The following is a 25,702-nucleotide window of genomic DNA, read 5'->3' on the forward strand; positions in this document are numbered from 1 at the left end:
TCCTTTCACCCTCGACGTCCCGCCGACGTTCTTTCCGGCGCGGCGCCTCGACATTTTTTGGACTCTGGAGAATTCACATGGGCAAACAGGCAATCGGCGTGGTGGGGCTGGCGGTCATGGGCCGCAATCTGGCGCTCAACATCGAAAGCCGCGGCCACGCGGTGTCGGTGTACAACCGCAGCCGCGAGAAAACCGACGAACTCATCGCCGAATATCCGGACAAGAAGCTGGTGCCGGCCTTCACGCTGGAAGAGTTCGTGGAGTCGCTGGAAAAACCGCGCCGCATTCTGCTGATGGTCAAGGCAGGCGAGGGCACCGACGCCACGATCAATCAGCTCAAACCGCTGCTGGAAAAAGGCGACATCCTGATCGACGGCGGCAACACGCATTTCACCGACACCATCCGCCGCAATCAGGATCTCGCGAAGTCCGGCCTGCATTTCATCGGCACGGGCGTGTCGGGCGGCGAAGAGGGCGCATTGAAGGGCCCCTCGATCATGCCGGGCGGCCAGCGCGACGCCTATGACCTGGTCGCGCCGATCCTCACCGAAATCGCCGCCAAGGCGCCGGACGGCGAGCCGTGCGTCGCCTACATGGGACCGGACGGCGCGGGTCACTTCGTGAAAATGGTGCACAACGGCATCGAATACGGCGACATGCAGCTGATCGCCGAGAGCTACGCGGTGCTCAAGCAGGTCGTCGGTCTGTCGAACGATGAGCTGGCCAAGGTCTACACCGAATGGAACGAGGGCGAGCTCGACAGCTACCTGATCGAAATCACCTCGAAGATTTTCGGCAAGAAAGACGAGGAAACCGGCAAGGATCTGGTCGACGTGATCCTCGACCGCGCGGCGCAGAAGGGCACGGGCAAGTGGACCAGCCAGAACGCACTCGACCTCGGCGCGCCGCTGCCGCTGATTACGGAAGCCGTGTTCGCGCGTGTGTTGTCGTCGTTGAAGACGCAACGCGTAGCCGCGAGCAAGGTGCTGGAAGGGCCGGCCGCGAGGCCGCTCGGCGCCGAGCGTGATGCGTTCATCGAATCGGTGCGCCGTGCGCTGTACTTCAGCAAGGTGATTTCGTACGCACAAGGTTTCGCGCAATTGCGCGCGGCCTCGGAAGAGTACAAGTGGGATCTGGACTACGGTACGATCGCGAAGATTTTCCGCGCCGGCTGTATCATCCGCGCCCGCTTCCTGCAGAAGATCACCGACGCCTATACGAAAGACAAGGCAATCGCCAATCTGCTGCTCGATCCGTACTTCCGCGACATCGCGAAGAACTATCAGTCCGCGTTGCGCGAGGTGGTGATCGCCGCCATCAATGCGGGCGTGCCGGTGCCGGCATTCGCGTCGGCAGTGGCGTATTTCGACGCGTATCGGTCGGAACGCCTGCCGGCGAACCTGGTGCAGGCTCAGCGCGATTTCTTCGGCGCGCATACGTTCGAGCGCATCGACAAGCCGGGCAGCTTCCACGCGAACTGGAGCTGAGCGTTTGAATCGTGGCCCGGCGCGCGTATGCCGTAAGGCGCGCCGGGTTGCGCGAGCGATCGAAATCGAGATGGACCATTATTGCCTATAGCTATCGGACAGATAGCGGCGCGGCACACCGTGCCGCCTACTATTGCGAAATTCGGAATAGAGTTTCGTCGTTTTAGGGGTTTCCCCTAGATGTCGACGCTCCTAAACTTCTACTTAAGCGCTACGGGACAACGAGCCCAAAGCGCACTAATACAAGTTCTGGAGGTTTACATCATGAAGACTCTTATCTCTGCAGTTGTCGTCGCCGCCGCTCTGGTCGCTCCCGTCGCCTCGTTTGCTCAATCGAACCAGCCGCTTACCCGCGCTGAAGTGCGCGCTCAACTGGTGCAGCTCGAAAAGGCGGGTTACAACCCGATCGGCGATCATGTCGACTACCCGGCTAACCTGCAGGCCGCGCAAGCACGCGTCGATGCACAGAACGGCACCGCTCAAGCTGTGAACAGCGGCTATGGCGCACCGATCGCCGGCACCTCGCAGTCTGGCCGTCCGGTGATCGGCAATGACCGCAACTCGGTCTACTTCGGCAACTGATTCGCGCCGAAACTGATGGAAATGCCGCCTCGCTGACTGGCGGCGGGTAACAAAAAAACGCCGCCCGGATTGCCGGGCGGCGTTTCGTCGTTTACGGCGCTGCTTAGCCGTCAGATCGATCTCAAGGTGCGTTCAAGGCGCTTCCGGACGAAAATCAACGGTTCGGCAAATGCGGAATCCCTTCGTTGCTGGTCAGGTTGAGCTGATGAATCTGCCGATGCGCCTTGTTCAGATGCGCCTGCGCGGCCACGCGTTGCGCTTCCAGTTGCGAGACCTCCTTGCGCACCTGATGCTGCCGGTTCGATACCGTTTGTTCCTGCGCGCCGCGCCGCTGCAGGTCCGTGCGCAGCCGTTCGGCCTGCGCCTCGGAGCGCGCGATCAGGCGCGCAAGCTGTTCGTTTTGCGCCTCGAGTTGCGCGCGGCGCGTTTCGCCTTCCGAGAGCCGGGTCGCCTGTTCCTCGAAGTGATGGAAGGCCGCTTCCGCGGCTTCCAGGTCGGCGGCCTTGAGCGCGCGCCACAGCGAGCCGTCCTGATACAGCGCGACGTAGTACGCCAGGTCCTTCGCGTGGAACAGCAGGCTGACCGAATAGGCGAAGCTGCGGAACACGCGGAACGGCGTCAGCGCTTCTTCTCCGGCCAGCCATTCGATTTCGGCGGTGTCGGCCATCTGCACGCCGCGCGCGCTAACCTGCGAGGGCACCACCGGCACCGGCCGTAAGGTCGTCACCGGCCGCGCCGGCTCAGCGGCTGGCGCGGTCGATGCACCGGCGGCAACGGGCGTGACGCCGGCCGCCGCGCTCAGCGCTGCTTCCTCGCCGTCGTCGGGCGCTATGGGATCGGCGGCGTTCTCTCGCGCGATCTGCACGAGATGCGATGGGCCTGCCAGCACGCTGCGGCGGTTCAGGAGACTTTTCACGGCGGTTCCTCCGGTGGACTCACCCGAAACCTTCGGACAGCGCCGACAATCAGGCATGCCGGACAATCTGGCGGTTCGGGCGGTGAGCGAAAAGTGGCGGACCGGCGGCGCTAGCGTCTGAGCACCGGGGTGCGCGGCAGTGCGGATGCGTTTGCGCGAGCGCGGCTTTAGTGCAAGGTGCGATGCCGGCGGCCTATTTCATCGAATAGTGCACGGCTGGGTTCGAGGGCAAGCAACCAGGATTCGTCGTAACCGCTGAGATTGTCGAGCGCCTCGCGCAGCCGTTCGATCGCCAGCGCCGGAATCTCGACGCTGGCTTCGACGCCGCTCGACAATCCCGCGATGCTGGCCAGCTGGACCAGCGCGTCGGCGGCTTCGGCCACGTCCGCCGCGAAAACCAGATGCGTGTTCAGCAACTCGACCAGACCGGGCGACGCCGCAACATCGTCGACGTTGAGTTGCACGGCCAGAAACGTGGCTTTGTTCATCCTCAACTCCTCGCGGGATCCAGGCGTTTGCGTACGGTGCGTTGCGGCAGCATGACTGAGTATAGGCGAGGGTTGAAACGATTCAATAATCACACGAATGCGCTCGCATGGCCGGGCGGCGGCGGTCGTGCCTGTCGCAACACCTATAATGGGGTCGGTCGAAACGTGTGACTCCGCCGGGCCGGGCGGTTCGGTATGCGGCACGGATAACGCGCCGGCAGCGACGGCTTCTCAACCCACTATTCACCATGAAGATCATCCGCAGCAGGAGCTTCACCGCGACGCGTCCGTGGGGCGCGCTCGATATCGCCAACATGGGCGGCATCACGACGCGCCTGCATTGGACCGATCAGCCGTACAAGTGGCACGTCAACGACGGCGAGGAAGTGTTTGCCGTGCTGGATGGCCGCGTGGAGATGCGCTATCGCGAGGGCGGCGTCGAACAGTCGGCGATTCTGGAAACGGGCGACGTGTTCTACGCGTCGGTGGGCACCGAACATGTGGCGCATCCGATCGGTGTGGCGCGCATACATGTGGCGCATCCGATCGGTGTGGCGCGCATTCTGGTGGTCGAGGCCGACGGCAGTGTCTGACGGTTCGCAGGCCTTGGCCTGTGCCCGCGCTGAGGATTTTGCCGACGCGCACGGCGTCATAATGGATACGTGTACGCGCCGTGGCGCCCGTACCGGCGGCATGACGAATGCTTGGGGCTGATTGAATCCGATTGAATCAACGTGTCGAGGAAAATCACATGACCAGACAATGGCAATTCACGGCGACCCGGTTGCTGATCTCGGCGACGCTCGGCGTGATGTTCAGCGGTTGTACGTCGATGCCATGGGAAAGCACGCCGTTCTACAGCAGCGCGCCGTCTCGCCCGACTACCCTTGCCACGGTCCCTGTGCCGGCCGGTTACTACCGCGCCAATCCGGGCGACACGCTGGCGGGCATCGCGTCGGCGTACGGCCGCAGGCCGCAGGAGATTGCGGCATGGAACGGCCTCGCAGCGAATGCGGCGGTCAGCCCGGGGCAGGTGCTGCGGGTGGCGCCGCCGATGGCGTCGGGTAGTGTGGTCACGCCGCCGGCCAATGTGGCCGGCCCGAATGGCCTGGCCACGACACCTGGCGTGCCGGGCGTTGCGCAGCAAGGCGTGCTGCTGTGGCCGTTGCGGGGTCCTGTGCTGAGGGCGTTTGCGCCGGGCAAATCGAACGGCATCGTGATTGGCGGCCACGCGGGCGACCCGGTCAAGGCGGCCGCGACCGGCCGGGTTGTCTACGCGGGCACGGGTATCGAGGCATACGGTCCGCTCATCATCATCAAGCACGACGACTCGCTGATTACTGCCTATGGGCAGAACAGCACGCTGCTGGTCAAGGAAGGCGACGCTGTCGCGCAAGGGCAGACCATCGGCGAAGTCGGCGTGGATAGCCGGGGCGTGGCGTCGATCCAGTTCGAGGTCCGCCAGAACGGCCAGCCGGTCGACCCGCTTGCGTGGCTGCCGAAGTCAGGTGGATGAGTCAGGCGGCATGAGCCGGGTGGATAAGCCAGGTGGATAAGCCGGGCTGATGAGTCGGGCTGATGAGTCGGGCTGATGAGTCGGGCGGCATGAGCCGGGGACGGGCGCAAACACCGCGCGTCGCCTGTTAGCCCGATTCCCAGCGCAGCGTTGACTAATTGAATACACTGTGTGGCTCGGCAGTTGGCGCCGCGACCGTCCATCGAAGCCGATGACGCAGTGCGCGGGCCGCCCATCGCAGGCTGTCATGCATTGACACTAACAGGGACACACAAGGCTCTCACCATGATCGATTTGCGCAGCGATACCGTAACCCGTCCGACCGCGGCCATGCTCGCGGCGATGTCGGCCGCCGAAGTGGGCGACGACGTCTGGGGCGACGACCCCACCGTGCTGCGTCTGCAGGCAACGGTCGCGGAGCGTGCCGGCAAGGAGGCCGGCCTGTTCTTCCCGAGCGGCACGCAAAGCAATCTGGCGGCATTGATGGCGCATTGCGCGCGCGGCGACGAATACATCGTCGGCCAGTTGGCGCATACCTATAAGTACGAAGGCGGCGGCGCGGCGGTGCTCGGCAGCATTCAGCCGCAGCCGCTCGAAAATGCCGCCGACGGTTCGATCCCGCTCGAGAAGATCGCCGCCGCGATCAAGCCGATCGACAACCACTTCGCGCGCACGCGGCTGCTGGCGCTGGAAAACACCATCGGCGGCAAGGTGCTGCCGGCGGGTTACGTCGACGAGGCGGTGCAGTTGGCGCGCCGGCATGGCTTGTCGGCTCACCTCGACGGCGCGCGGGTCTACAACGCGGCGGTCGCATCGGGCAAGCCGGTCGCGGCGCTGTGCGAGCCGTTCGATTCGATCTCGATCTGTTTTTCGAAGGGCCTGGGTGCGCCGGTCGGCTCGGTGTTGGTCGGCAGCCAGGCGCTGATCGACGTGGCGCATCGCTGGCGCAAGGTGCTGGGCGGCGGGATGCGCCAGGCCGGCGTGCTGGCGGCGGCATGCCTGTACGCGCTGGATCACAACGTCGAACGTCTCGCCGACGATCACGCGAACGCCGCGCATCTGGCGGCCGGTCTGGAGGCGATCGACCAGGTCAAGGTGCAGTCGATCGCGACCAACATGGTGTTCGCGCACTTTCCGCAGCAGCATTGCGCGCCGCTCGAAGCGTGGCTCAAGGAGCGCGGCATCCTCACGCAGATGCTGTATGCGTCGCGATTCGTCACGCACAAGGATGTGTCGCGTGCGGATATCGATACGTTTATCGCTGCGGTGAAGGGGTATTTCGCCGCGCATTGATCGATCGGGATAGCGGGCGCACTGCCACAGCAGTGCGCCCGTTTTGTTTATTCCGCCGACGCTTTCGCGTGCACGCCCGCGCGATGCGAAGGGGCGAACAGCCGCAGTCCGCTCGCAAGGCTCGCCGCGCCGGCAAAGAAGGCGCCGGCGCTGAGCGCGAGTGTGGGCCCGTGCCGGCCGGCAATGCCGAAGCTCAGCGCGACCAGTGCAGCGCCGGTGGTCTGCCCGAGCAGCCGGGCCGTCGCGACGATGCCGCTGGCGCCGCCGCTGCGCTCCGGCGGCGCGCTCGCCATCAAGGCTTTCAGGTTGGGCGACTGGAAGAAGCCGAAGCCCGCGCCGCAAATCGCCATCCGGATGCCGATGTCGAGCACATGCGGATGCACCGGCAACAACGCCAGCGACGCCATCCCCGCCGACATCACCGCAAGGCCGACCGCGCCGAGCAGCCCCGGCGGATAGCGGTCGGACAGGCTGCCCGCCAGCGGCGCGGCCAGCGCGACCACCACGGGCCACGGTGTCATCAGAAAGCCGGTTTCGACCTGGCTGCGATGCAGCACATCCTCGAAGTAGAAAGGCAGCGACACGAACGCCAGCCCTTGCGCGGCGAACGAGCACACCGCGGTCACCGCCGACAATGCAAAAACAGGCCGCCTGAACAGATCGACCGGCAGCATCGGCGCGGGGTGACCGGCTTCACGGCGAATCAGCAACACGCCGAACAGCACGGCGATCGCCGCCGCGCTCAGCACCCATTGCGTCGAGGCGCGCTGGGCCGCTTCGCCGAGTGCGAAGATCAGCGCGGCAAAGGTGATCACGTTGAGGAGTGCGGCGATCGGGTCGAAGTTGTGCCTGCCGCGTCCGGTGTGCGGCAGCGCGGGCCACGCGAAGGTCAGCGCCAGCAGACCGAGCGGCACGTTGACCGCGAACAGCCACGGCCATGCGGCAACGGACAGAATCAGCGAGGCCACCGTCGGCCCGACCGCGAACGACACGCCGACGATCAACGCGTTAGTGCCGAGGCCGCGTCCGAGCCGATGCGGCGGGTACAGATAGCGGATCAGCGCCGTGTTGACGCTCATGATCGCGCTCGCGCCGAGACCTTGCAGTACGCGCGCGGCGGCCAGCATCGGCAGCGTCGACGCGAGCGAGCACGCCAGCGACGCCAGCGTGAACAGCGCAATGCCGCCGATATAAATCCGGCGATGCCCGACGATGTCGCCGAGCGCGGCGAGCGGCAGCAGGGTCGCGACCATCGCCAGCTGGTAGGCGTTGATGATCCATACCGACGCCGCCGGCGCGGCGTGCAGATCCGCGGCGATCGCGGGCAGGGCGGTGTTGGCGATTGCGGTATCGAGCGTGGCGAGTGCGACCGCGAGCATGATCGCGGCCATCGCGCGGCGGTTGGCGGCGGTCATCGGGCCGTCCGCGGGAAAGGGCTGGGCGGTCGTGGCGCTGGGTTTGTCGGACAAGGCGTGGCTCGTCGGGTTACGCATGCCGCAGCGCCGGGCGCGCTGGCGGGACAGCGCGGCTGGGTAGCGGCAGGGTTGGGTGGCGAAGCGCGCGGGGCCTGAGTCGGGCGGCCAAGGTTGCATGCGCGGCGAATGAAGCGATTGTTACAGAGACGTGGAAATCGTGCTGGGAGGCCGGCAAGGCGGGGCCGCGGGTTGGAGGTCCATGATGCAACTAACGGTCAAGTCCGCACAGCATCTTCAAATCGGCGCGGCGGTGCCATGTCGCATATCGTTTCCACATAACAGTTCAGCAGACGGCGCGCGGCGATTTGATCACGCGTCAAACCGGTCAACGCATTCATCGGCACGTCACAGGTCGAAAAAGATAATCGTGTTGCCTTTCCCATTCAGTCGGCTTTCACGGTCTGCCACGGCGTGCCTGTTTTGCGGGCCGATGCACGCGTGCGGTGCCGCGTACGGGCCGCGCCTGCACCGCGCACGTGCGCAAGACCCGCGATACGGCGCGTGTCGGCGGGCATGGCATGTGCGTGAGCACCCGCTCGCGCTCCCCGGTGTGCGCGCGCCGTAAAATGTCGTACTCTGTTTGTTAACCCGCCTGACCGGCACGCGCCTCCCGTCCGTCACCTATGCGGTTCGCGTATGTCGCGTCGTTTTTTCCCGGAGGCTTCGATGACAGCCGTCGATCTGGAATTCGACCAGCTCAACAGTACCGTCGACGCGCTACGGCGCTCAATTTCCAATCGCATGATGTACGGCGTCGGCAAGGACGCCGTCACCGCCCATCCCCATGACTGGCTGCACGCGGCCGCGCTTGCCGTGCGCGACCGGCTGGTCGCGCGCTGGATGAAGACCACGCGTCTGCAGTACGAACAGGACGTCAAACGCGTCTACTACCTGTCGATGGAATTCCTGATCGGCCGCACGTTTACGAACGCGTTGCTGGCGCTCGGCATCCACGATCAGGTGAAGGAGGCGCTCGCGGATCTCGGCGTCGACATGGAAACGCTGGTCAATATCGAGCCGGACGCGGCCCTCGGCAACGGTGGTCTCGGCCGGCTCGCGGCCTGTTTTCTCGATTCGATGGCGACGCTCGGCATTCCGGGTTTCGGCTATGGCATCCGTTACGAGTACGGCATGTTCCGCCAGGAGATCGTCGACGGCGAGCAGGTCGAGGCGCCGGATTACTGGTTGCGCGCGGGCAATCCGTGGGAGTTTCCGCGGCCTGAGATCAAATACATGGTGCACTTCGGCGGACGCACGGTGCAGCGCGGCGAGCATGTCGAGTGGATCGATACCGAACATGTCAACGCCACGGCTTACGACACGGTGATTCCTGGTTATGCGACCAGTGCGACGAACACGCTGCGCCTGTGGTCCGCGCGCGCGACCGAAGAACTCGACCTCGGCGCATTCAACCGTGGCGATTATCGCAACGCGGTCGACACCAAGAACATGTCCGAGAACGTGTCGCGGCTGCTGTATCCGGACGATTCGACGCCGGCCGGCCGCGAGCTGAGGCTGCGTCAGGAATACTTCTTCGTTTCAGCGACGATGCAGGATCTGATTCGCCGCTATCAGCGCACGCACAGCACGTTCGGGCGCTTCTCCGAAAAGGTCGCGGTGCATCTGAACGATACGCACCCGGTGCTGGCGATTCCTGAACTGATGCGTTTGCTGGTGGACGTTCATCATCAGCCGTGGGACAAGGCATGGCAGCACGTCACGAAGATCTTCTCGTACACGAACCACACCTTGATGCCCGAAGCGCTCGAAACGTGGGACGTCGAGATGCTCGCGCGGCTTCTGCCGCGGCATCTGGAGATCATCTTCGAGATCAATGCGGGCTTTCTCAAGCATGTCAGCGAGCATTCGGGGCATGACGGCGAAATGATCCGCCGCATTTCGCTGGTCGACGAATATGGCCAGCGGCGCGTGCGGATGGCGTATCTGGCGATCGTGGCGAGTCACAAGGTGAATGGCGTGTCGAAGCTGCATTCGCAGTTGATGACGCGTAATATTTTCGCCGACTTCGCGCGTATCTACCCAGACCGTTTCACCAACGTCACCAACGGCATCACGCCGCGGCGCTGGCTGGCGCAGGCGAGTCCGTCGCTGTCGTCGCTGATCGATCAGCAGATCGGCACGCAGTGGCGCAGCAATCTGTTCGAGCTGGAACAACTGCGCAGCCTGCGCAACGACAGCGCGTTCATCGACGCGTTTCGTGAAGCGAAGCGGCAGAACAAACTGCGGCTCGTGCAACGGCTCGCGCATCACACCAAACTGCGCTTCGATCCCGATGCGTTGTTCGACCTTCAGGTCAAACGCATTCACGAATACAAACGCCAGTTGCTGAACGTGCTGCACGTGATCGTGCGCTACAACCAGATTCGCGCGAATCCGGAGCGCGATTGGGTGCCGCGCGTGGTGATGTTCGCCGGCAAGGCCGCGTCCGCGTATCGCATGGCGAAGACGATCATCAAGCTGATCGGCGACGTCAGCGAGAAGGTCAACCACGATCCGTTGATCGGCGATCGTCTCAAGGTGGTGTTCGTGCCGAACTACGGCGTCAGCGTGGCCGAGTTGATCATTCCGGCGGCCGACCTGTCCGAGCAGATTTCAATGGCCGGCACCGAAGCGTCAGGCACCGGCAATATGAAGCTCGCGCTGAACGGTGCGTTGACGATCGGCACGATGGACGGCGCCAACATCGAAATCTGCGACGCAGTGGGGCGCGAGAACATTTTCATCTTCGGCCATACCGCTGACGAAGTGGACAGCCTGCGCGCCACCGGCTACCGGCCGCGGCAAGTGTACGAGGAGAATCCGGAGCTGCGCATGGCGCTCGACCAGATTCGCACGGGTTACTTCTCGCCGGACGATCCGTTGCGCTTCTCGGACATTTTTCACACGCTGGTGGATTGGGGCGATCACTATATGGTGCTCGCCGATTTCGCCGCGTTTGCGAAAGCGCAGGACGAGGTGGATGCGCGCTTCGTCGACAAGCGCGCGTGGGCGGAGAGTGCGATCGAGAACGTCGCGGGGATGGGGCAGTTTTCGTCGGATCGCACTATCGGCGAATATGCGCGCAACATCTGGCACGTGAATCCGCTCAGTATGGAGTGACGCGAGTACGTTTGCTTGTGACGCCGGCTTAAACGAAAAAGGCCGTGCGAAATTTTTCGCACGGCCTTTCTTTATCGACCGATGCATATCACGGGGCGAATCCTTCGCTCTCCTTCGCGGCATACAAACCGAACTGCCCACGCGGGAAATCGAACAGCACGTCGATGTTCTGCATCGCCATCAAACCGACCACGATGCGGTTCGCGTCCGGCTTCGCCTTGACGATCGTGACTTGTGCCTTCTCGTAACGATGCACCCACGGGCCGCTGCCGATGGCCGTCTCGTAGTTGCCCTGATCGAGCACATTGCCGACATCGCCGTCACCGGTCCAATTGGGTGCCTTGTCCATTTCGAGGCGGATCATGCCGGTGCTGCCGGTTGCGAACACCAACGGCGCGCAGAAGGTCATCTTGCCGCCCACATTCACACAGCCTCGCGGCCATTGCGCTGTTCCGTCTTCCGCCACTGTCATCGGCACCATCGTGTAGTCCTTGGTGATGCTGCTCGAGGGGCTCAACACCATGTACGGCTTCGCGAAATTCGAGTGCACCAGATAGCGTTGGCCGATGTTGCCGGGCAACGCGCGCAAAGGTTGCGTGCAGCAGCTATCGCCCGGTTGCGCGGCGCCGACGCCGACGATGCCGGAAAACGCCCAGCCGAATTCACCGGTGTAGCCGTCCATTCCCACACAGCGCCGTGCGTTCGGCAGACAGCGTATGACGTCTACCGCTTGCGCGGCGATCGGCGTCGGGGTGGTGCCGGCGAGGCTGAACGGCACCTTGACGGCCGGGCCGAGAATCTCCACGCCGTTCGCGAACGACAACGACGTCACGCCGCCGGCGCTTGCATAGCCCGAACCGGGCAGTACCGACTTCAACACCCGCGCGCCTTGCGTTCCCGTGTCGAGCGCCATGTAAAGCGGCTTGCCGTCGAGCTGGACTGGCAGGCCGAGGCGCGCGTGATCTTCGTCGGCCCGCTCCACGTGCAGCGGAATCAGCAGACCGTCGTTGCCGCCGTTGATCAACGCGGCTTTGGGCGCCGGCGGCGTGGGGGTGGGGAAGGTGACGGCACAGCCGGTCAGCGCGGCGAGCGCGCCGGCCGCGACCAGCGCCGCTGCCGTTGAATGACGAAACTGAAAACGAAAATGCGGACGGACATACCGGCGTACGGCATCGAGAGACGACAGGAACATAGGATCACGCTTTGCAAAAAGGCGGGTCCCTGGCGAAGGCGATGCATGGTGAGCTGCGGCTTGGACAGCTCGAACAGCACTGACGGCAATCTCACTGGATTGCCGCAGCGTAGGCGGGGAAACCGGGACGCTTGCGGGGGCCTGCGGGAGGGAACACGCGATAACAGGAGCGGCGACTCTACACGCCCACCCGCGGGCAATTGCAAAGATGTGTAAAGATTTGGGCGGCCGCTAGCCAGTTGTCCGTGCAAGCATTGATCTAGGTCAATAGTCGCGCGGACGACGGATCACGGTCGCTTGCGCGCGGCCGAGCGTGGCGCGGTCGAGGGCGGTGGTCAGCAGGCCGATCACGTCGTCGAGGCTGCGCGAGGTGACTTCGACACGAAAGGTCACGCGCTCGTGTTGCTGGTCGACGGTCACGACGTAGAGGCGCAGATCGTCGCCGAGAGCCGTGTGCAATGCGCGCCGCCCATGTGCCGACGACGTGCCGGGCACGGTGACGTCGATGATGACGAGCGGAACGACGACATGCGTGCGGCGGGGAAGGCGCGATTCGCGCGGTGCACGCGAGACGGAGAATTCGGACGTTGCTACGGACGTGAGCATCATGATTGCGCCGATTCGGCGAGGCGGCGCGCGTTGTTGACACTCAACCACTCTAGCGACGCACGCCTCAACGACGCGCAAAAGCTGCCACACCGCGAATCAAATTTGTGTTAACGCGCAACGCCTGGCGTATTGCGGACGGCGGCTGCTCAGGCCTTGGGCGCCGCGGCGACCGTCTTTGCCTCGTGCACGGCTGCGGCGACGCGCTCGACGAACTCGCGATCGGTGCTCATGAGCGCTTCGCGCAGGCCATTCGCGGTCTGCACCATCAGACGATGCGTGATGTCCTGGGTCGCCCACGTGAGCCAGCCGACCACGATCAGCATCGTGCCGCAAACCAGGCCGGCCGGCGAGCGCAATATCCCGCCGGCAATAGCGCCGACGAGTCCGGCGAGCGAGATCGTGTAAGGCAGGATTTTGTTCTTCGGCACGGTCACGACTTGCACGTCGACGATGTCGCGCAGCGGAAAGACCTGGCCGGCCGATGAGAGTGCATTGCGCGTGACCGACACGCCGCGATCGTTGAAAGGGTTTTCCATCGGGTTCAATGCAAGCGGTAGCAAAGGGCGCAGCGTACCAGACTTTGATTGACTACTTCCGGCGCGTGCCTTTACGCAGTTTGCCAAAGCCCGAACCACTCGAAAGGCCGGTCTGCAACCGAGCGTCTATGAAAGTAAATTGAAAGAAATCGAGTCGATCCGATTCGCCCGCCAGCCTCGGCCGAGGATCCGACGACCCGGTGCGAGACGCGATCGACGCACGGCTCCTTTTTCTACCTTGGCCAGCCAGATCTGAAGAGCGTCGCTGGGTTTGCCCTACCGCAAGTGTAGGGGGGTCACCCATCCCAGGCTACCTCGCTCTTGTTCAGAATCCAGATACGGGCTGGTGTCACAACGTAACCGGCCCGCATTCGCAGTAGAGCATGACGCCCGGCGCGTATCGCGCAGGCTGACCCCTGGGACGGAGGTCATATGTTCAGTACCCGCGCTTATCGCAGCAGTGTTGCCGCGCTGCTGTTCCTGCTATTCGCAGTTCCCTCGTTCGGCCAGTCGTTCCGGGTGCAATGCCCGCCAACCACGCCGGCGCATCCGACGGCGCTGCCGCCCGGTACAGGGGAGCCCGCCTACACCGGGCCGTCCTACACCGGACAGACCTCGACGTCGACAGGCGTCATCAACGGCGCGATCAAGTGCCAGCAGATCTCGGGCGGTGACGGTTACGCCACGATGGCGAACGGCGTGCAGACTTACCTGTTCGCCTTCGGCCCGCTGTCCGGGCTCGCCGACATCAAGGCGGGTAATCCCGGCACCGAGTTCGCCTCGGTGTTCAACACCGTCGGCGATCCAAGGTCGGACCCGACCTACAACGGCGCGGTCGGCCTCGTGCCTGATCCGGATTCCGTGCCCCCAGGCCAGTTGACCGGCCACGTCGATCCACGACCCATCATGGATATCGGCGTGATGAACGGCAACGAGCCGGCGCCGATGATGGCGATCGACGAGGACGACGAGTTCTTCCTCACGCTGACCAACGTCGGGATGATCATGCGCCCCGACCTGTTCGAGCGGCACACGGTGCACTTCCACGGCTACCCGAACGCATCGTCGTTTTATGACGGCGTGCCGGACGCGTCGGTGGCGATCAACATCGGGGCGAGCTTCACGTACTACTATCTCGCGCCGGATGCAGGCACCTACTTCTGGCACTGCCACATCACGCCACCGGAACACTTGCAGATGGGCATGGTCGGCCAGATCTTCGTGCGGCCGCGGCAGAACCGCGTTCCCGCCGGCGCGTCGCTGTACAGCTCGCTGCAGAAGCAGCAACTGGATCTGCGCACGGCATGCGGCACCGACATTCTGTGCACGACGCCGCTGCCGCCTTCGAACGGCGTTCTCCACGTGAACAACAAGAGCGGTACGCCGACGCTGTACGCGTACAACGACGGCGACGGTTCGACCGCCTACGACGTCGAGTATCCCGTGCAGATACACGGCTTCGATCCGAACTTCCACTTCATCGGCATGACGTTCAATCCGGAGCCGTTCACCGACATGAAGGACAAGCTCTTCATGTTGAACGGACGCAGCTATCCGGACACCGTGAATCCGAACCCGCTGTCGACACAGGTCGCCGACGGTACACCGCATTTTTCGCAACCGCTGCCGACGCTGATCAACATTCCGGCCGGCGGCAAGGCGCTGCTGCGGATCTCGGACCTGGACGTCACCGAGTATCAGACGTTGGCCTCGCTTGGCATTCCGATGCACGTGATTGCTATCAACGCCCGCTTGCTGCGCGACATGTCAGGCAACGACCTGACCTACAACACGAACTCGATCACGTTGGGGGGCGGCGAATCCCTGGACCTGATCCTCGACGCCAGCGACACGACGAAATATAAGCCGGGTGCGATCTACTACCTGTACACGCCGAATCTCGATCACCTGGCTAACGACCAGGAGAACTTCGGCGGCTTGATGACCGAGGTTCACATCTGCAACGCCGTGAACCCGACCACGAAGTCCTGCACCTAGGAGAAGAGCCGTGGGACACATCACTCAAAACACATGGATCGCCACGCTCGCGCGTCTTGGGCGGTTTGCACGGTTCGGCGCGGCGATGCTCGCCACGCTCGTCTGCATGCACGCGCAAGCCGCCGCGCCTGGCATCACGGGGACGCACTTCGATCTGAGCGCCGAGGCAAACCGCATCACCCAGCCCGACGGCGCGAGCGTCTACTCGTGGGGCTATGGATGCCGCACGGCGCCGGCCGGCTTTTCGCCGTCCACGATCGCGGGCGCGAACTGTCCGAGCATGCAGATTCCCGGTCCGACGCTGATCGTCAAGCAGGGCGACGTCGTCACGGTCACGCTCACCAATAACCTGCCGGCGGCGGCGGGCAATACGTCGATCCTCTTCCCGGGATTCCAGGTCTGCGCCGCGGTGCTGAACGCCGATGGGACCTGTCCTGCCGCGCTCACCGGTTCGCCGGGATTGCTGACGCGCGAGGCCGCCCACGGCGCCACGGTGACGTATAGCTTCGTCGCGGCGACGCCTGGCACGCATGCTTACTACAGCGGCACGCAGGGCGATCTGCAGATCGAAATGGGTCTGTACGGTGCGATCATCGTTTTGCCGACTTCGTCGCCCGGCACGGTTGCGTTGCCGACGGGTTGCCGCGCGGTTGCGGCGACGCTGCCGGATGGGCAACCGGACTTCCGCAACGCCGGCGCGGCCTATAACCACAGCGCCGCCTGTTACGATCGTGAGTATCTTTTTCAGTTCTCCGAAATTGATCCGCGCATTCATACGCAAGTGGAACAGCAGGCGGCGAATGCGTGCACGGCGCCGAACGGCTGCATGACTGTCGAGACGGAGCCCTATCACCCGGCCTATTTCATGGTCAACGGCCGTTCGATGCCGGACGACATGGATCCGAACTACGCGGTGCAGTATCCGCATCAGCCCTACAACGGCAATCCGCACATGCACCCGGGTGAACTGGTGCTGTTGCGGATCATCGGCACCGGCCGCTGGCAGCATCCGTTCCACGAGCACGGCAATCACGTGCGGGTGCTGGCGCGCGATGGAAACATGATCCTGAGCAAGACCGACCCGACCAAGGTGGCCGGACCGCTGCTGTTCACGACGACCACGACGCCGGGCCTCACGATGGACGGAATTTTCTATTGGACGGGCAGAGGTCTGAACTGGGATGTCTACGGACACAAGCCCGGGGACCTGTACACCGATACCGATCCGAAATACGCGGCTTATCTCGGCAAGCCGGTCGTCTGCATCCCGGACGTGAACGGCTACTACACGGCCGACCCGCTTGCGCCGAATTACTACGAGTGGTGCGCCGATCATGGCAAGGCGCTCGAAGCGCATCCGTTCGGCAACGTGGGTAGCGGCGGGCCGGTCACCCTGCCGGACTCGCACGTGCTGACCAACGGCTTCTGGTATGGCGGCAGTCCTTATCTCGGGCCCGACGCGACCGTACGCGCCACTGCGCCCACCGGGACCACGCCGCCGAGCGGGACGGTCGTGAATCCACCCACGACAGAAGCAGGCTTCGCATTCATGTGGCACTCGCATAACGAGCGCGAGATCACCACGAACAACATCTTTCCAGGCGGAATGATGATGATGATGCTCGTCGATCCACAGGTTTTCCTGATTGACGAATCTAATTAGAGGCGGGGAGAAGCGCGATGAGAACCACTCAGTTTAAGGCGACCCTCTTCGACGTGTTCAAGGCAGGGGTCACAGCGTCCATTTTGCTGACTGCCAGCAGCTTGTCTTATGCTCAAGTCGTCAATCTGACGGCGAAGGCGGCGACTGCCACGTTGCCCGACGGGCAGGCGGTGCCGATGTGGGGCTACACGTGCACGCCGGCTGCGGTTGCGCCGGCGACCTGTGCGGCGGCGAATCCGGGCGCCGGAGCGAGCTGGTCGCCCGTGGTGATCACCGTGCCGCCAGGACCGCTGACGATCAATCTCACCAATAGCTTGCCCGGCGCCGTGCCGACCTCGCTCGTCGTGGTTGGGCAGTTGGGTGGCGGCCTGGGGACGACGGCGACGAGCATGCCGAGTCCGCCGCATCCGACGCAAACCGCGACCACCTGGCCGATTGCCAGCAGCGCGAGCGGCGCGACCTTCACGCCGCCCGCGCAGGGGCCTCGCGTCCAGTCGTTCGCCACCGAGGTGGCGACCGGCAAGACGACCGCGCTCACCTGGAGCAACCTCAGCCCCGGCACCTATCTGATCGAGTCGGGCACGCATCCGTCGATCCAGGGGCCGATGGGACTATACGGCGTGCTGGTGGTGAAGGCGCCGGTCGGCGGCACCGTGAGCTGCCCGGTGGCGTCGCAGCAATATCAGGCTTATACGAATCCGGCTATCTGCTATGACGCCGACGTACCGCTCGTGCTGAGCGAAATCGATCCCGTGCAAAACACGGCTGTTGCCGCGGCGGTGACGACGACCGGCTTCAGCGAAACCCTGGCGTGGTCGGGTCAACCCGGAGGCTGCGGCGATTCGAAGTCGACGGCGTTCGGCACCTGCTATCCGCCGACCGTGAATTACGATCCGCGCTACTACCTGATCAACGGCGTCGCCTTCGACCGGACCAATCCCGGCGGGTCTTCGTTTGCCGCCGCCGCGCCTGTCGCGACGGGCCAGGTGCTCCTGCGTTTCGTGAACGCCGGTTTGCGGATGCACGTTCCGGCGATAGTCGGTACACAAACAGGCAATCCTGCTGTGTCAGGTTTCTCGCTGATCGCCGAAGACGGCAACGTGCTGCCCGGCAGTACGCGAGTCCAGTCGGAAGTTTTTCTGGCGGCCGGCAAGACCTATGACGTGATGATCAACGCACCGGCTACGGGCGCCACGGCGCTGCCGGTATTCGACCGTGAGCTGAGCCTGTCCACCAACAATCAGCGTGACGGCGGGATGCAGGGTTACGTCGCTGTCAATGGCGGCACGCTGCCGACGGCAGGGGCCGCGAATCAGAATGCGATCGCCAATTCCTCGACTTACTTCTTTATTCCTGGCGCCACGTTGACCGTGTCGGACCCGGCCAAGGGCGTGAAAGCCAAGGACGTGAATGTATACGGCGTGGAGGTCAAGACGACCACCACCGGCGGCGCGCTGACGCTGAACCCGGACGGCACGTTTGTCTATGTGCCGAATGCCGGTACGACAGCGGACAGCTTTGTGTATCAGGCCAACGGCAATCCCGCGGTATCGGCGACGGTCACGCTATCGGCCTGCAGCGCCGGCAACGGCTGTCTGTCTGGCCCGCCGGTGGCCGGCAATGGCACTTACGTCAGCAACATCGCGTCGCAGTTGCAGATCGGCGCGCCCGGCGTGCTGGCCAATGCCTCGGATCCGAAGGGGCTGCCGCTCACCGCCGCGATTTCGGGTGCCGTGACAGGCGGGACCGTCACGCTGAATCCGGATGGGTCGTTCACCGCGATTCCGACGACGCCGCCGGTCGGCAGCAGTGCGACTGCCACCATGACGTTCAAATACACGGCAAAGAATTCGCAGAACACGTCGAGTACCGCCGCAACTGTGACGGTGACGTTCAAGGGCGGCAGCGGACTGGTCGTCAAGCCGCTGGACGCGCCGAGCACGGCGCCGGGCAAGACTCCGGTTCAGCTGGCCGATTACCGCTGGATCATCGAGGAAGACCGTACCTTCCAGATCGATCCCGCATGCCAGACGACTGCGGCAACGCGTCCGGCTACCTGCCCGCCGCTGCCGGTTCCCAGCCTCGGCGCGAATTTCCACACCAGCTACATGCCGGTCGTGGCGGCAGGCTGTGTCGGCAAGGTCGCCTGCGAGTCGGGGCAAACGGTGTACGACCCGGCGAGCAACTCGCACCTGCCGGCAGTGTGCGATATCGGCAACGGCGTGTGCCGCACGACGGCTGCGCAACAGGTGCCGGTCAATCCGGCGCAGGTGTCGCTCGATCCAACCAAGCACTATTACATCTCGATCTTGCCGGGTGACGCCGGTAACAGCTTTGGGAACGGTGCGGGCTTGCCGCAACCGGTCAATCCGGCGAACCCGACCGGGCCGCAAAGACAGTTCGATATTTCAAAGGACTGCCCGTCGGGTCCCGGCGGCGCGGATTTTGCGCCGGGCACGGGTAAGTGCGGCCACACCATGGGCGGCGCGCCGATCGCACCCGGACAGACCAGCGTCAACGTGCTGTTGCAGGAGACGCCGATGGCGACCGCGAAGGTTTCGGTGTTCGTCTTCGAGGACGACGCTCCGCTGAATGGCGAAGTGGATGTCAGCGGCGGCACCGACACGTTCGGCACGGCGCGCGAACCAGGGCTTGGCGGATTCGAAATCAAGCTGTGGGACGACGCGGGCGGCACTGGCGATGCAACCGGACAGATGACTTACGACATGTTCAACATGCCGCTGTCCAATTCCTTGCAAGGCACAATCGATCCGAGCACGGGACTCAATGCCTGCCCGATTTCGACTTCGACCGACGGTCTCGTCGGCATGGTCCCGACGTGTCCGAAATTCGAGTCGGACGGCAAGACGATTTCGCCGCTCGTCGGCCAGGCGATCATTGCCAACCTGATGCCCGGCCGGTACGGCATCGTCGCGACGCCGGCGGCTGATCGCATCGGCAGAGGAGAGGAATGGCTGCAGACGAACACGCTTGACGGACAGAAGGCACACGACGCGTTCATCAAGGTCGGTGGACCGGCGTACTTCCAGGAGTTCGGGCCGGCAGGCTTTCACGTGGCGATCGGCTTTGCCAATCCGAAGATCATCAATGCTCGCCTGCCGCTCCTTTGCGCCGGGACGACGTGCAACAATGGTCTCAAGGGCAGGGTGACGAACCTGCACTACAGCCGTCCGCCGAACGAGAATCTGTATGGCGCCGGCTCGCGCACGTCGCTGAGTTTCACGCAGTGCTATGTCAGCGTCGGCGATCCGGACGGCGAGGATATGTCGTTCACGAAGTGCAATGCCGACGGGACGTTCAGCTTTAGCGGCTTGCCCGCGGGCACGTTCAGAATCACGATCTTCGATCAATGGAACGATCAGATCGTCGACGGGCTTGCGACGGCGGTGCAACTGGCGGGTGGCCAGACTGTGGATGTCGGGGATATTTCGGTGCTCCAATGGCACACGAATCTCTACACCAGGACGTTCATGGATCTGAACGGCACAGGTGTCTCGCAGGCAAGCGACCCGGGGCTTCCGCTGGTTCCGACCAATGTCCGCTTCCGCGACGGCAGCTATTCGAACTTCAACAACACCGACCTGAACGGTTATGCATCGTTCAACGAAGTGTTCCCGCTGTTCAACTGGTACGTTGTCGACACCGACGAAACCCGCTTCAAGCAGACCGGCGTACATGTGGTCTACGACGCGGGCGGCCCGCCCGACGGCACACCCGGCGGCGGCACCTCGACCATCGCGGCCAACTACGCCAACACGCTGGAGTCCGCGACGGCGCATCTGCCGACGAACCTGCGCGTGCCTGGGGCGGTGTATTGCAACGATGCGGACTGCAAGGACCGTTCGGGGACGAATCCGTCGACTGGCCGGGTCGATCCGCCGTGGGTAACCACGATGGGTTGGCAGGGCTTCTCGGGGCAGAGCTCCTTTATCGAGTTCGGCAAGGCGCAGTTTGGCGCGACTGAAAACGGCGGCATCAGGGGCGAAGTCATCTATGCATCGACGCGGCCGTTCGACGATCCTTCGTTGCTGATCCACACGAAGTGGACGCCCGACGTGCCGAACGTCACGGTGAACCTGTATCAGGAGGGCACCGCGGCGGACGGCACCACCAGCCTGACGCTGGTGGACACGACCAAGACCGCCAGCTGGGATGACTGGGCGCAGGGCTTCCGTTCCGACGGCGTGCCGAACATGAACTGTCCGGGACAGGAGACGACCGACCCGTTCTTCTTCACGTTGAAGAACACCACACAATGGCTCGACGCGCAGCATCGTGCATTGCCGGCGAATTCGCAGTTCAAGTGCTACGACGGCATGCACGCGTTCAACCAGCTGCAGCCCGCGCCGTACGACGGGATGTACAAATTCCCGAGCGTGACGGGCCGGAATCCGACCAGCGGCAAACCGACCGCGACGAACTGCACCGTCTGTGTGGCTAATCCTTCGGGAGACGGTACGCAGATGCTGCCTGCCGGCAAGTACGTGGTCGAAGTGATCGTGCCGCCGGGCTATGAACTGGTGAAGGAGGAAGACAAGAACATCCTGATCGGCGACAACTACATTGCCCCGGTCACGCAGCAGTTCGCCGGCATCGGCGCCATCTTCATCCTGCCCGACCAGGCTGCGGTGAATTCCACCTATAACCGGAACAATCCGCAGAACCCGACCCAGGATCTCGGCTCCAACACCTACCCCCGGAATGAGGGCGACACGGGCAGCATCGAAGAGTTCTGGCCTTGTGTCGGTGAGCTGCGCATCGTGCCCGACTTCATCAGCCTGTTCCCGGGCTCGCAGGAAGTCTCGCCGTTCGCGGGCGCTTCGCGGCACCTGTGCGACCGCAAGGAAGTGACAGTGTCGCCGCAGATGACCGCACTGGCGAAGTTCTGGATCTTCAGTTCGACGCACGTCGCCGCGCACTACACCGGCTTCATGCTGGATGACTTCTCATCGGAGTTCGACCCGTATTCGCCGCAATTCGGCGAAAAGTTCGCGGTGCCGAACGTGCCGATCTCGATGAAGGATTTCGCCGGCAACGAAGTCGCTCGCACGTATTCGGATCAATGGGGCATCTTCAACGGCTTGAACTATTCGACCTGGCAGGTCAACCCGCCGAACCCCACGGGCTATGCACCGACGATGATGGTCGCTTGCATGAACGATCCCGATATGCCCGATCCGGCGCATCCCGGCCAGACGATTCGCGATCCTCTGTTCAATCCGGCGTACAGCCAGTTCTGTTACGAGATCCCGTTCATGCCTGGACAGACCCAGTACATGGATACGCCAGTGGTGCCGGTCTCGGCCTTCGCTGAGGGCTACAACCAGCCTGACTGCGCGTACCCGGACGCCACGCCGGCGATCTCCAGCGTAACGGGCGACGCGATCAGCGGCGGCTCCGGACCGTGGGTCAGCGCTCCGCTGCACACGTTGACCATCAACGCGCAAGGCAATGCGCAGGTGCCGAACCATGCCTACACGGGTCCGGCCGCGACCGCCGCACCGTTCAACCAGAAGTTCCTCACGCGGCACTATGGCTTCGGTGCGACTCGGGGAACGGGATCGGTGACGATCGGCGGCGTGAATGCTCCGGTGCAGTCATGGAGCGATACGCAGATCAAGGTGCTGGTGCCGATCCTGCTGCCGACGCAGTCGAGCTGCACGATCCAGCAGCGCAATGTGCTGAACCCCACGTTCTGCGGTGAACTCGTCATCACGGCGGGTAACGGCAAGCGCTCGATCGACACCGTCACGGTCACGATCGGCGGCAAGACGCCAACCTATGTGAACGGCGAGAACGCCTCGAGCAACGCGATTCAGACTGCGATCGACAAGGCCACCCCGGGCGACATGATCATCGTCGGTCCGGGCGTCTATAACGAAATGCTGCTGATGTGGAAACCGGTCCGGTTGCAAGGTGTCGGCGCGACGGCGGTGACCGTCAACGCGAACACCCACCCGTCGGGCAAGATGGACCCATGGCGCAGACAGGTTGGCTGTCTCTTCGGCGACGCATTGAACGGCGGTCTGATCTCGTCGAGCAATCCGTACGATCCGACCGGCACGTATTCCTGCTCGACCGCGATGCAGCGCAAGGTGGATGCGATACCGTTCGAACCCGCTTCCGGATGGGACTTCAACCTCAACGGCAACCTGGCCGAACTGCTGATCGAGCCGACGCTGATGGGCGCGTATGAAGGTGCGGCCATTACCGTGCTCGCCAAGGGCGTGAAGGACGTGACGGTGAACGGCGTGCCGCAACCCGACCCGAACTGCACGGCGAACGGCATTTGCACGCCGCTCGCGGGCCCGACGCTGTTCCAGCCGAACCCGCCGGATTGCGTGAACTACCCGAGCAACTTCCTGTGCAATCCGTCGCGTATCGACGGCATAACCTTCACCAACAGCTCGCAAGGCGGCGGCGGAATCTTCCTGCATGGCTGGAACCACTATACGGAGGTCTCGAACAACCGTGTCTTCGCCAACGCAGGGACGCTCACGGGCGGCATCACGGTAGGCCAGGTCGAAACGGCCGAAGCAACCATTGCCGCGAACGGCGTGACGCAGTTGCCGTTCCTGCTCAACCAGCATGTGAATGTTCACCACAACTCGGTGACGTCGAATGCTTCGTATGGCGACGAAATCAACTCGAATACGCCTTCTTCAGCGGGTGGCGTAACCTTCTGCACCGGTGCCGACTACTATCACTTCAACTACAACTGGGTCTGCGGCAACATGAGTGCCGGCGACGGCGGCGGTGTCGCGCACTTCGGGTTCAGCTATAACGGCGACATCTCGCACAACTGGGTGTTGTTCAACCAGAGCAACAACCCGACGCTGCCCACGTACGGTGGCGGCGTGATCGCCCAGGGCGTACCGCCTGACGGCACGTTCTGCGAGAACGCGACAGTGGACACCGATTGCGCGCCTGAGTTGTCGGATGGCGTGGGCCCGGGCCTTGTGATCGACGGCAATCTGATTGTCGGCAACACGGCGGAAAGCGGCAAGGGCGGTGGCCTGCGGCTGCAGAACATCAACGGCACCGAGGTGCAACGCAGTCCCAGCAACTCGAACGCGTGGTATCAGGTTCGCGTGACCAACAACATCATCGCGAACAACGTGGCCGGGTGGGCGGGTGGCGGCGTCTCCCTGCAGGATGCGGTGGCCGTGAGCTTCATCAACAACACGGTCGTCGCCAACGACTCGACAGCATCCGCCGGCGTGCTGTTCAACACGGCTGCGGCCGCGCAGGCCAACGTCGGGCCGCCGAACTGCACGACGGTGGGATCGGAAACGACGTGCTCTCCGATCACGACGTCGACTTTCGAGCCGGCCGGGCTGGAAACCGCGCGCCACACGGGTAATTTCATCGTCGCGTTCACCAATCCGAACGTGGCGTGTCCGGCGGGGTTGCCCAACTGCACGACGTTCTCGAACCCGGTGCTGACCAACGATGTGTTCTGGCAGAACCGCACGTTCTATATCACCGTGGGAGGAAAGAATCCGAATATCGCCGGCCTGCAGAACGCGGTCACGCTGAATCCGTCGTTGAATCAGGCGGGGAAGGCGACAGGCTATTGCGATCCGAACGCAGTCTACTGGGACATCGGCGCGTTCGGCGACACCTCGGCCAGCAATCGTCAGGCGGCTTTGACGATGCACCCGCAGTATTCGATTCTGACTGACGCCGGCGACTATCCGGGGGCGCACAACAGCAATCTGAATCCGGCGGTGGTGCACGAGTATTGCAACGGCTCACGTGTGCCGCCGGAAGCAGGCGGAATCGGCATCACGGTGCCTCCGGGTATCTCCGATACGGTTCTTCCGAATCCGCTGTTCACCCTGATGCCGTCGGCGACGCCGGACGAAGGCAACCAGTGGATCAACATGTCGTACGGTCCGTTGTCGCTGTTCAACGAGTCGCTCACGTCGGGCATGACCGGCTACAACGTGGTGCTGGGCAACTACTCGATCAATGCCGGTTCGCCCGCCATCAATGCCGGCACGGCGAGCGGTGCGCCGAATCACGACATCTTCGGCACGTCGCGGCCGCAGGGTCTCGCGTACGACATCGGCGCAGTCGAGTATGTGCAGCCAGGCCTGTTCGGCGGCGGCACACCGATCGATCCACTCGCATTGGGCGGCTCGTCGGATGGTCTGCTCGGTTTGTTCGGCCTCGCCCAGGCAGCGGCACTGAAGCTGCCCGTAACACCGCCGGCAGCGGTACCGCTGAACCCGGCGCAGACGCTGCCGCCGGTCGTCAAGTGAGAGGGGCGCGGCAATGAAACCTCGTTCCTCCACGATGCCGCCGGCAGTGCTGTTCGCAAGCAGTGTGTGTCTGGCCGCGGCCCTGGTTCAAGGGGCCGCGGCGCAGCAGAGCCCGCCGGCGGCGCCCAAACCGCCGGCGGCGACTACGCTCAGGCACTCGCCGTATTTGCCGGTGAGCATGTCGCAGCATGCGAAGAACTACTACGGGATGATGAAGGGCATCGACAACCTGAGCGTGCGCAGCACGGCATCGGGCAATCTGATTCGCTTCAGTTATCGCGTGACGGATCCGGTGGCGGCGCATCTGCTCGGCGAGAAGACCGCGACCGCCTATCTTTACGGGGAAACGAGCCACGCAGTGCTCGAGATTCCGGTCATGGACAAGATCGGTCAGTTGCGTCAGACCGGTCCGCTGGAAACGGGCCGGGAATACTGGATGGTGTTTTCCAACAAGGGCGGTCCGATCAAGGCCGGCGAGCGCGTCGACGTATTCATCGGTTCGCTTCATGTCGACGGACTGATCGTCGAATGATCGCGGT

16 protein-coding genes are annotated in these 25,702 nt (G+C 63.7%); 10 read left to right on the plus strand and 6 right to left on the minus strand.

Going from position 1 to position 25,702, the window contains the following annotated elements:
* Nucleotides 1-77: 77 nt before the first annotated feature.
* Nucleotides 78-1,487, plus strand: coding sequence for an NADP-dependent phosphogluconate dehydrogenase (gndA, locus tag DSC91_RS03300; RefSeq protein ID WP_115776813.1), 1,410 nt, complete (start codon nucleotides 78-80; stop codon nucleotides 1,485-1,487).
* Between the two features lie 264 nt (nucleotides 1,488-1,751).
* A complete protein-coding gene (locus tag DSC91_RS03305) occupies nucleotides 1,752-2,069 on the plus strand; it encodes a DUF4148 domain-containing protein (RefSeq protein ID WP_115776814.1) in 318 nt (105 codons plus the stop codon).
* A gap of 154 nt (nucleotides 2,070-2,223) precedes the next feature.
* Here the strand turns inward: DSC91_RS03305 and DSC91_RS03310 are convergent, their stop codons facing one another.
* The gene (locus DSC91_RS03310) at nucleotides 2,224-2,985 is read right to left on the minus strand and encodes a DUF2968 domain-containing protein (RefSeq protein ID WP_115776815.1); all 762 of its coding nucleotides are present in this window, start codon (nucleotides 2,983-2,985) and stop codon (nucleotides 2,224-2,226) included.
* Between the two features lie 167 nt (nucleotides 2,986-3,152).
* Nucleotides 3,153-3,473 (minus strand): hypothetical protein, encoded by a 321-nt coding sequence (locus tag DSC91_RS03315; protein WP_054041885.1) that lies wholly within the window; start codon nucleotides 3,471-3,473, stop codon nucleotides 3,153-3,155.
* A gap of 248 nt (nucleotides 3,474-3,721) precedes the next feature.
* Here DSC91_RS03315 and DSC91_RS03320 point away from each other — a divergent pair, with 248 nt between their 5' ends.
* The 3 genes from DSC91_RS03320 to ltaE all read left to right on the plus strand — a co-directional run bounded on the left by DSC91_RS03320 (nucleotide 3,722) and on the right by ltaE (nucleotide 6,282).
* Nucleotides 3,722-4,066: a cupin gene (locus DSC91_RS03320; protein ID WP_115776816.1), complete on the plus strand. Its 345-nt coding sequence runs from the start codon at nucleotides 3,722-3,724 to the stop codon at nucleotides 4,064-4,066.
* 158 nt (nucleotides 4,067-4,224) lie between these two features.
* Nucleotides 4,225-4,989, plus strand: a complete 765-nt coding sequence (locus tag DSC91_RS03325) for a peptidoglycan DD-metalloendopeptidase family protein (protein ID WP_115779667.1) — start codon at nucleotides 4,225-4,227, stop codon at nucleotides 4,987-4,989.
* A 285-nt stretch (nucleotides 4,990-5,274) separates the two neighbouring features.
* The gene (gene ltaE / locus DSC91_RS03330) at nucleotides 5,275-6,282 is read left to right on the plus strand and encodes a low-specificity L-threonine aldolase (RefSeq protein ID WP_115776817.1); all 1,008 of its coding nucleotides are present in this window, start codon (nucleotides 5,275-5,277) and stop codon (nucleotides 6,280-6,282) included.
* 47 nt (nucleotides 6,283-6,329) lie between these two features.
* Here the strand turns inward: ltaE and DSC91_RS03335 are convergent, their stop codons facing one another.
* Nucleotides 6,330-7,697 carry an MFS transporter gene (locus tag DSC91_RS03335; RefSeq protein WP_175171882.1) on the minus strand — a complete coding sequence of 456 codons (1,368 nt, stop codon included), beginning with the start codon at nucleotides 7,695-7,697 and terminating at the stop codon, nucleotides 6,330-6,332.
* A 726-nt stretch (nucleotides 7,698-8,423) separates the two neighbouring features.
* Between DSC91_RS03335 and DSC91_RS03340 the strand changes: the two genes are divergently transcribed.
* Nucleotides 8,424-10,877: a glycogen/starch/alpha-glucan phosphorylase gene (locus DSC91_RS03340; RefSeq protein WP_115776819.1), complete on the plus strand. Its 2,454-nt coding sequence runs from the start codon at nucleotides 8,424-8,426 to the stop codon at nucleotides 10,875-10,877.
* Nucleotides 10,878-10,965: 88 nt separating this feature from the next.
* Here DSC91_RS03340 and DSC91_RS03345 read toward each other — a convergent pair whose 3' ends face one another.
* From DSC91_RS03345 to DSC91_RS03355, 3 genes are all read right to left on the minus strand, one after another.
* A complete protein-coding gene (locus DSC91_RS03345; protein ID WP_115776820.1) occupies nucleotides 10,966-12,069 on the minus strand; it encodes a hypothetical protein in 1,104 nt (367 codons plus the stop codon).
* 264 nt (nucleotides 12,070-12,333) lie between these two features.
* Complete coding sequence (locus DSC91_RS03350) at nucleotides 12,334-12,678, minus strand: hypothetical protein (protein ID WP_115776821.1); 345 nt, start codon at nucleotides 12,676-12,678, stop codon at nucleotides 12,334-12,336.
* Nucleotides 12,679-12,824: 146 nt separating this feature from the next.
* Nucleotides 12,825-13,214, minus strand: coding sequence for a DUF6232 family protein (locus DSC91_RS03355; protein ID WP_115776822.1), 390 nt, complete (start codon nucleotides 13,212-13,214; stop codon nucleotides 12,825-12,827).
* Between the two features lie 432 nt (nucleotides 13,215-13,646).
* Here DSC91_RS03355 and DSC91_RS03360 point away from each other — a divergent pair, with 432 nt between their 5' ends.
* From DSC91_RS03360 to DSC91_RS03375, 4 genes are read left to right on the plus strand one after another with little or no spacing between them, the layout of a single operon-like run.
* Entirely contained in the window at nucleotides 13,647-15,212 is a 1,566-nt protein-coding gene (locus DSC91_RS03360) for a multicopper oxidase domain-containing protein (protein ID WP_115776823.1), read from the plus strand.
* Between the two features lie 10 nt (nucleotides 15,213-15,222).
* Nucleotides 15,223-16,875 carry a multicopper oxidase family protein gene (locus DSC91_RS03365; RefSeq protein WP_115776824.1) on the plus strand — a complete coding sequence of 551 codons (1,653 nt, stop codon included), beginning with the start codon at nucleotides 15,223-15,225 and terminating at the stop codon, nucleotides 16,873-16,875.
* 17 nt (nucleotides 16,876-16,892) lie between these two features.
* Nucleotides 16,893-25,163, plus strand: a complete 8,271-nt coding sequence (locus DSC91_RS03370) for a choice-of-anchor Q domain-containing protein (RefSeq protein ID WP_162831324.1) — start codon at nucleotides 16,893-16,895, stop codon at nucleotides 25,161-25,163.
* 13 nt (nucleotides 25,164-25,176) lie between these two features.
* Nucleotides 25,177-25,695 carry a hypothetical protein gene (locus DSC91_RS03375; protein WP_115776825.1) on the plus strand — a complete coding sequence of 173 codons (519 nt, stop codon included), beginning with the start codon at nucleotides 25,177-25,179 and terminating at the stop codon, nucleotides 25,693-25,695.
* Nucleotides 25,696-25,702: the final 7 nt, after the last annotated feature.

The sequence above is a fragment of the Paraburkholderia caffeinilytica genome (genome assembly GCF_003368325.1).
Taxonomy (GTDB): domain Bacteria; phylum Pseudomonadota; class Gammaproteobacteria; order Burkholderiales; family Burkholderiaceae; genus Paraburkholderia; species Paraburkholderia caffeinilytica.

Coding starts and splice junctions, on each gene's coding strand:
- gndA (WP_115776813.1), top strand. CDS start 78: ATGGGCAAACAGGCAATCGGCGTGGTGGGGCTGGCGGTCATGGGCCGC.
- DSC91_RS03305 (WP_115776814.1), top strand. CDS start 1,752: ATGAAGACTCTTATCTCTGCAGTTGTCGTCGCCGCCGCTCTGGTCGCT.
- DSC91_RS03315 (WP_054041885.1), bottom strand. CDS start 3,473: ATGAACAAAGCCACGTTTCTGGCCGTGCAACTCAACGTCGACGATGTT.
- DSC91_RS03320 (WP_115776816.1), top strand. CDS start 3,722: ATGAAGATCATCCGCAGCAGGAGCTTCACCGCGACGCGTCCGTGGGGC.
- DSC91_RS03325 (WP_115779667.1), top strand. CDS start 4,225: ATGACCAGACAATGGCAATTCACGGCGACCCGGTTGCTGATCTCGGCG.
- ltaE (WP_115776817.1), top strand. CDS start 5,275: ATGATCGATTTGCGCAGCGATACCGTAACCCGTCCGACCGCGGCCATG.
- DSC91_RS03335 (WP_175171882.1), bottom strand. CDS start 7,697: ATGACCGCCGCCAACCGCCGCGCGATGGCCGCGATCATGCTCGCGGTC.
- DSC91_RS03340 (WP_115776819.1), top strand. CDS start 8,424: ATGACAGCCGTCGATCTGGAATTCGACCAGCTCAACAGTACCGTCGAC.
- DSC91_RS03345 (WP_115776820.1), bottom strand. CDS start 12,069: ATGTTCCTGTCGTCTCTCGATGCCGTACGCCGGTATGTCCGTCCGCAT.
- DSC91_RS03350 (WP_115776821.1), bottom strand. CDS start 12,678: ATGATGCTCACGTCCGTAGCAACGTCCGAATTCTCCGTCTCGCGTGCA.
- DSC91_RS03355 (WP_115776822.1), bottom strand. CDS start 13,214: ATGGAAAACCCTTTCAACGATCGCGGCGTGTCGGTCACGCGCAATGCA.
- DSC91_RS03360 (WP_115776823.1), top strand. CDS start 13,647: ATGTTCAGTACCCGCGCTTATCGCAGCAGTGTTGCCGCGCTGCTGTTC.
- DSC91_RS03370 (WP_162831324.1), top strand. CDS start 16,893: ATGAGAACCACTCAGTTTAAGGCGACCCTCTTCGACGTGTTCAAGGCA.
- DSC91_RS03375 (WP_115776825.1), top strand. CDS start 25,177: ATGAAACCTCGTTCCTCCACGATGCCGCCGGCAGTGCTGTTCGCAAGC.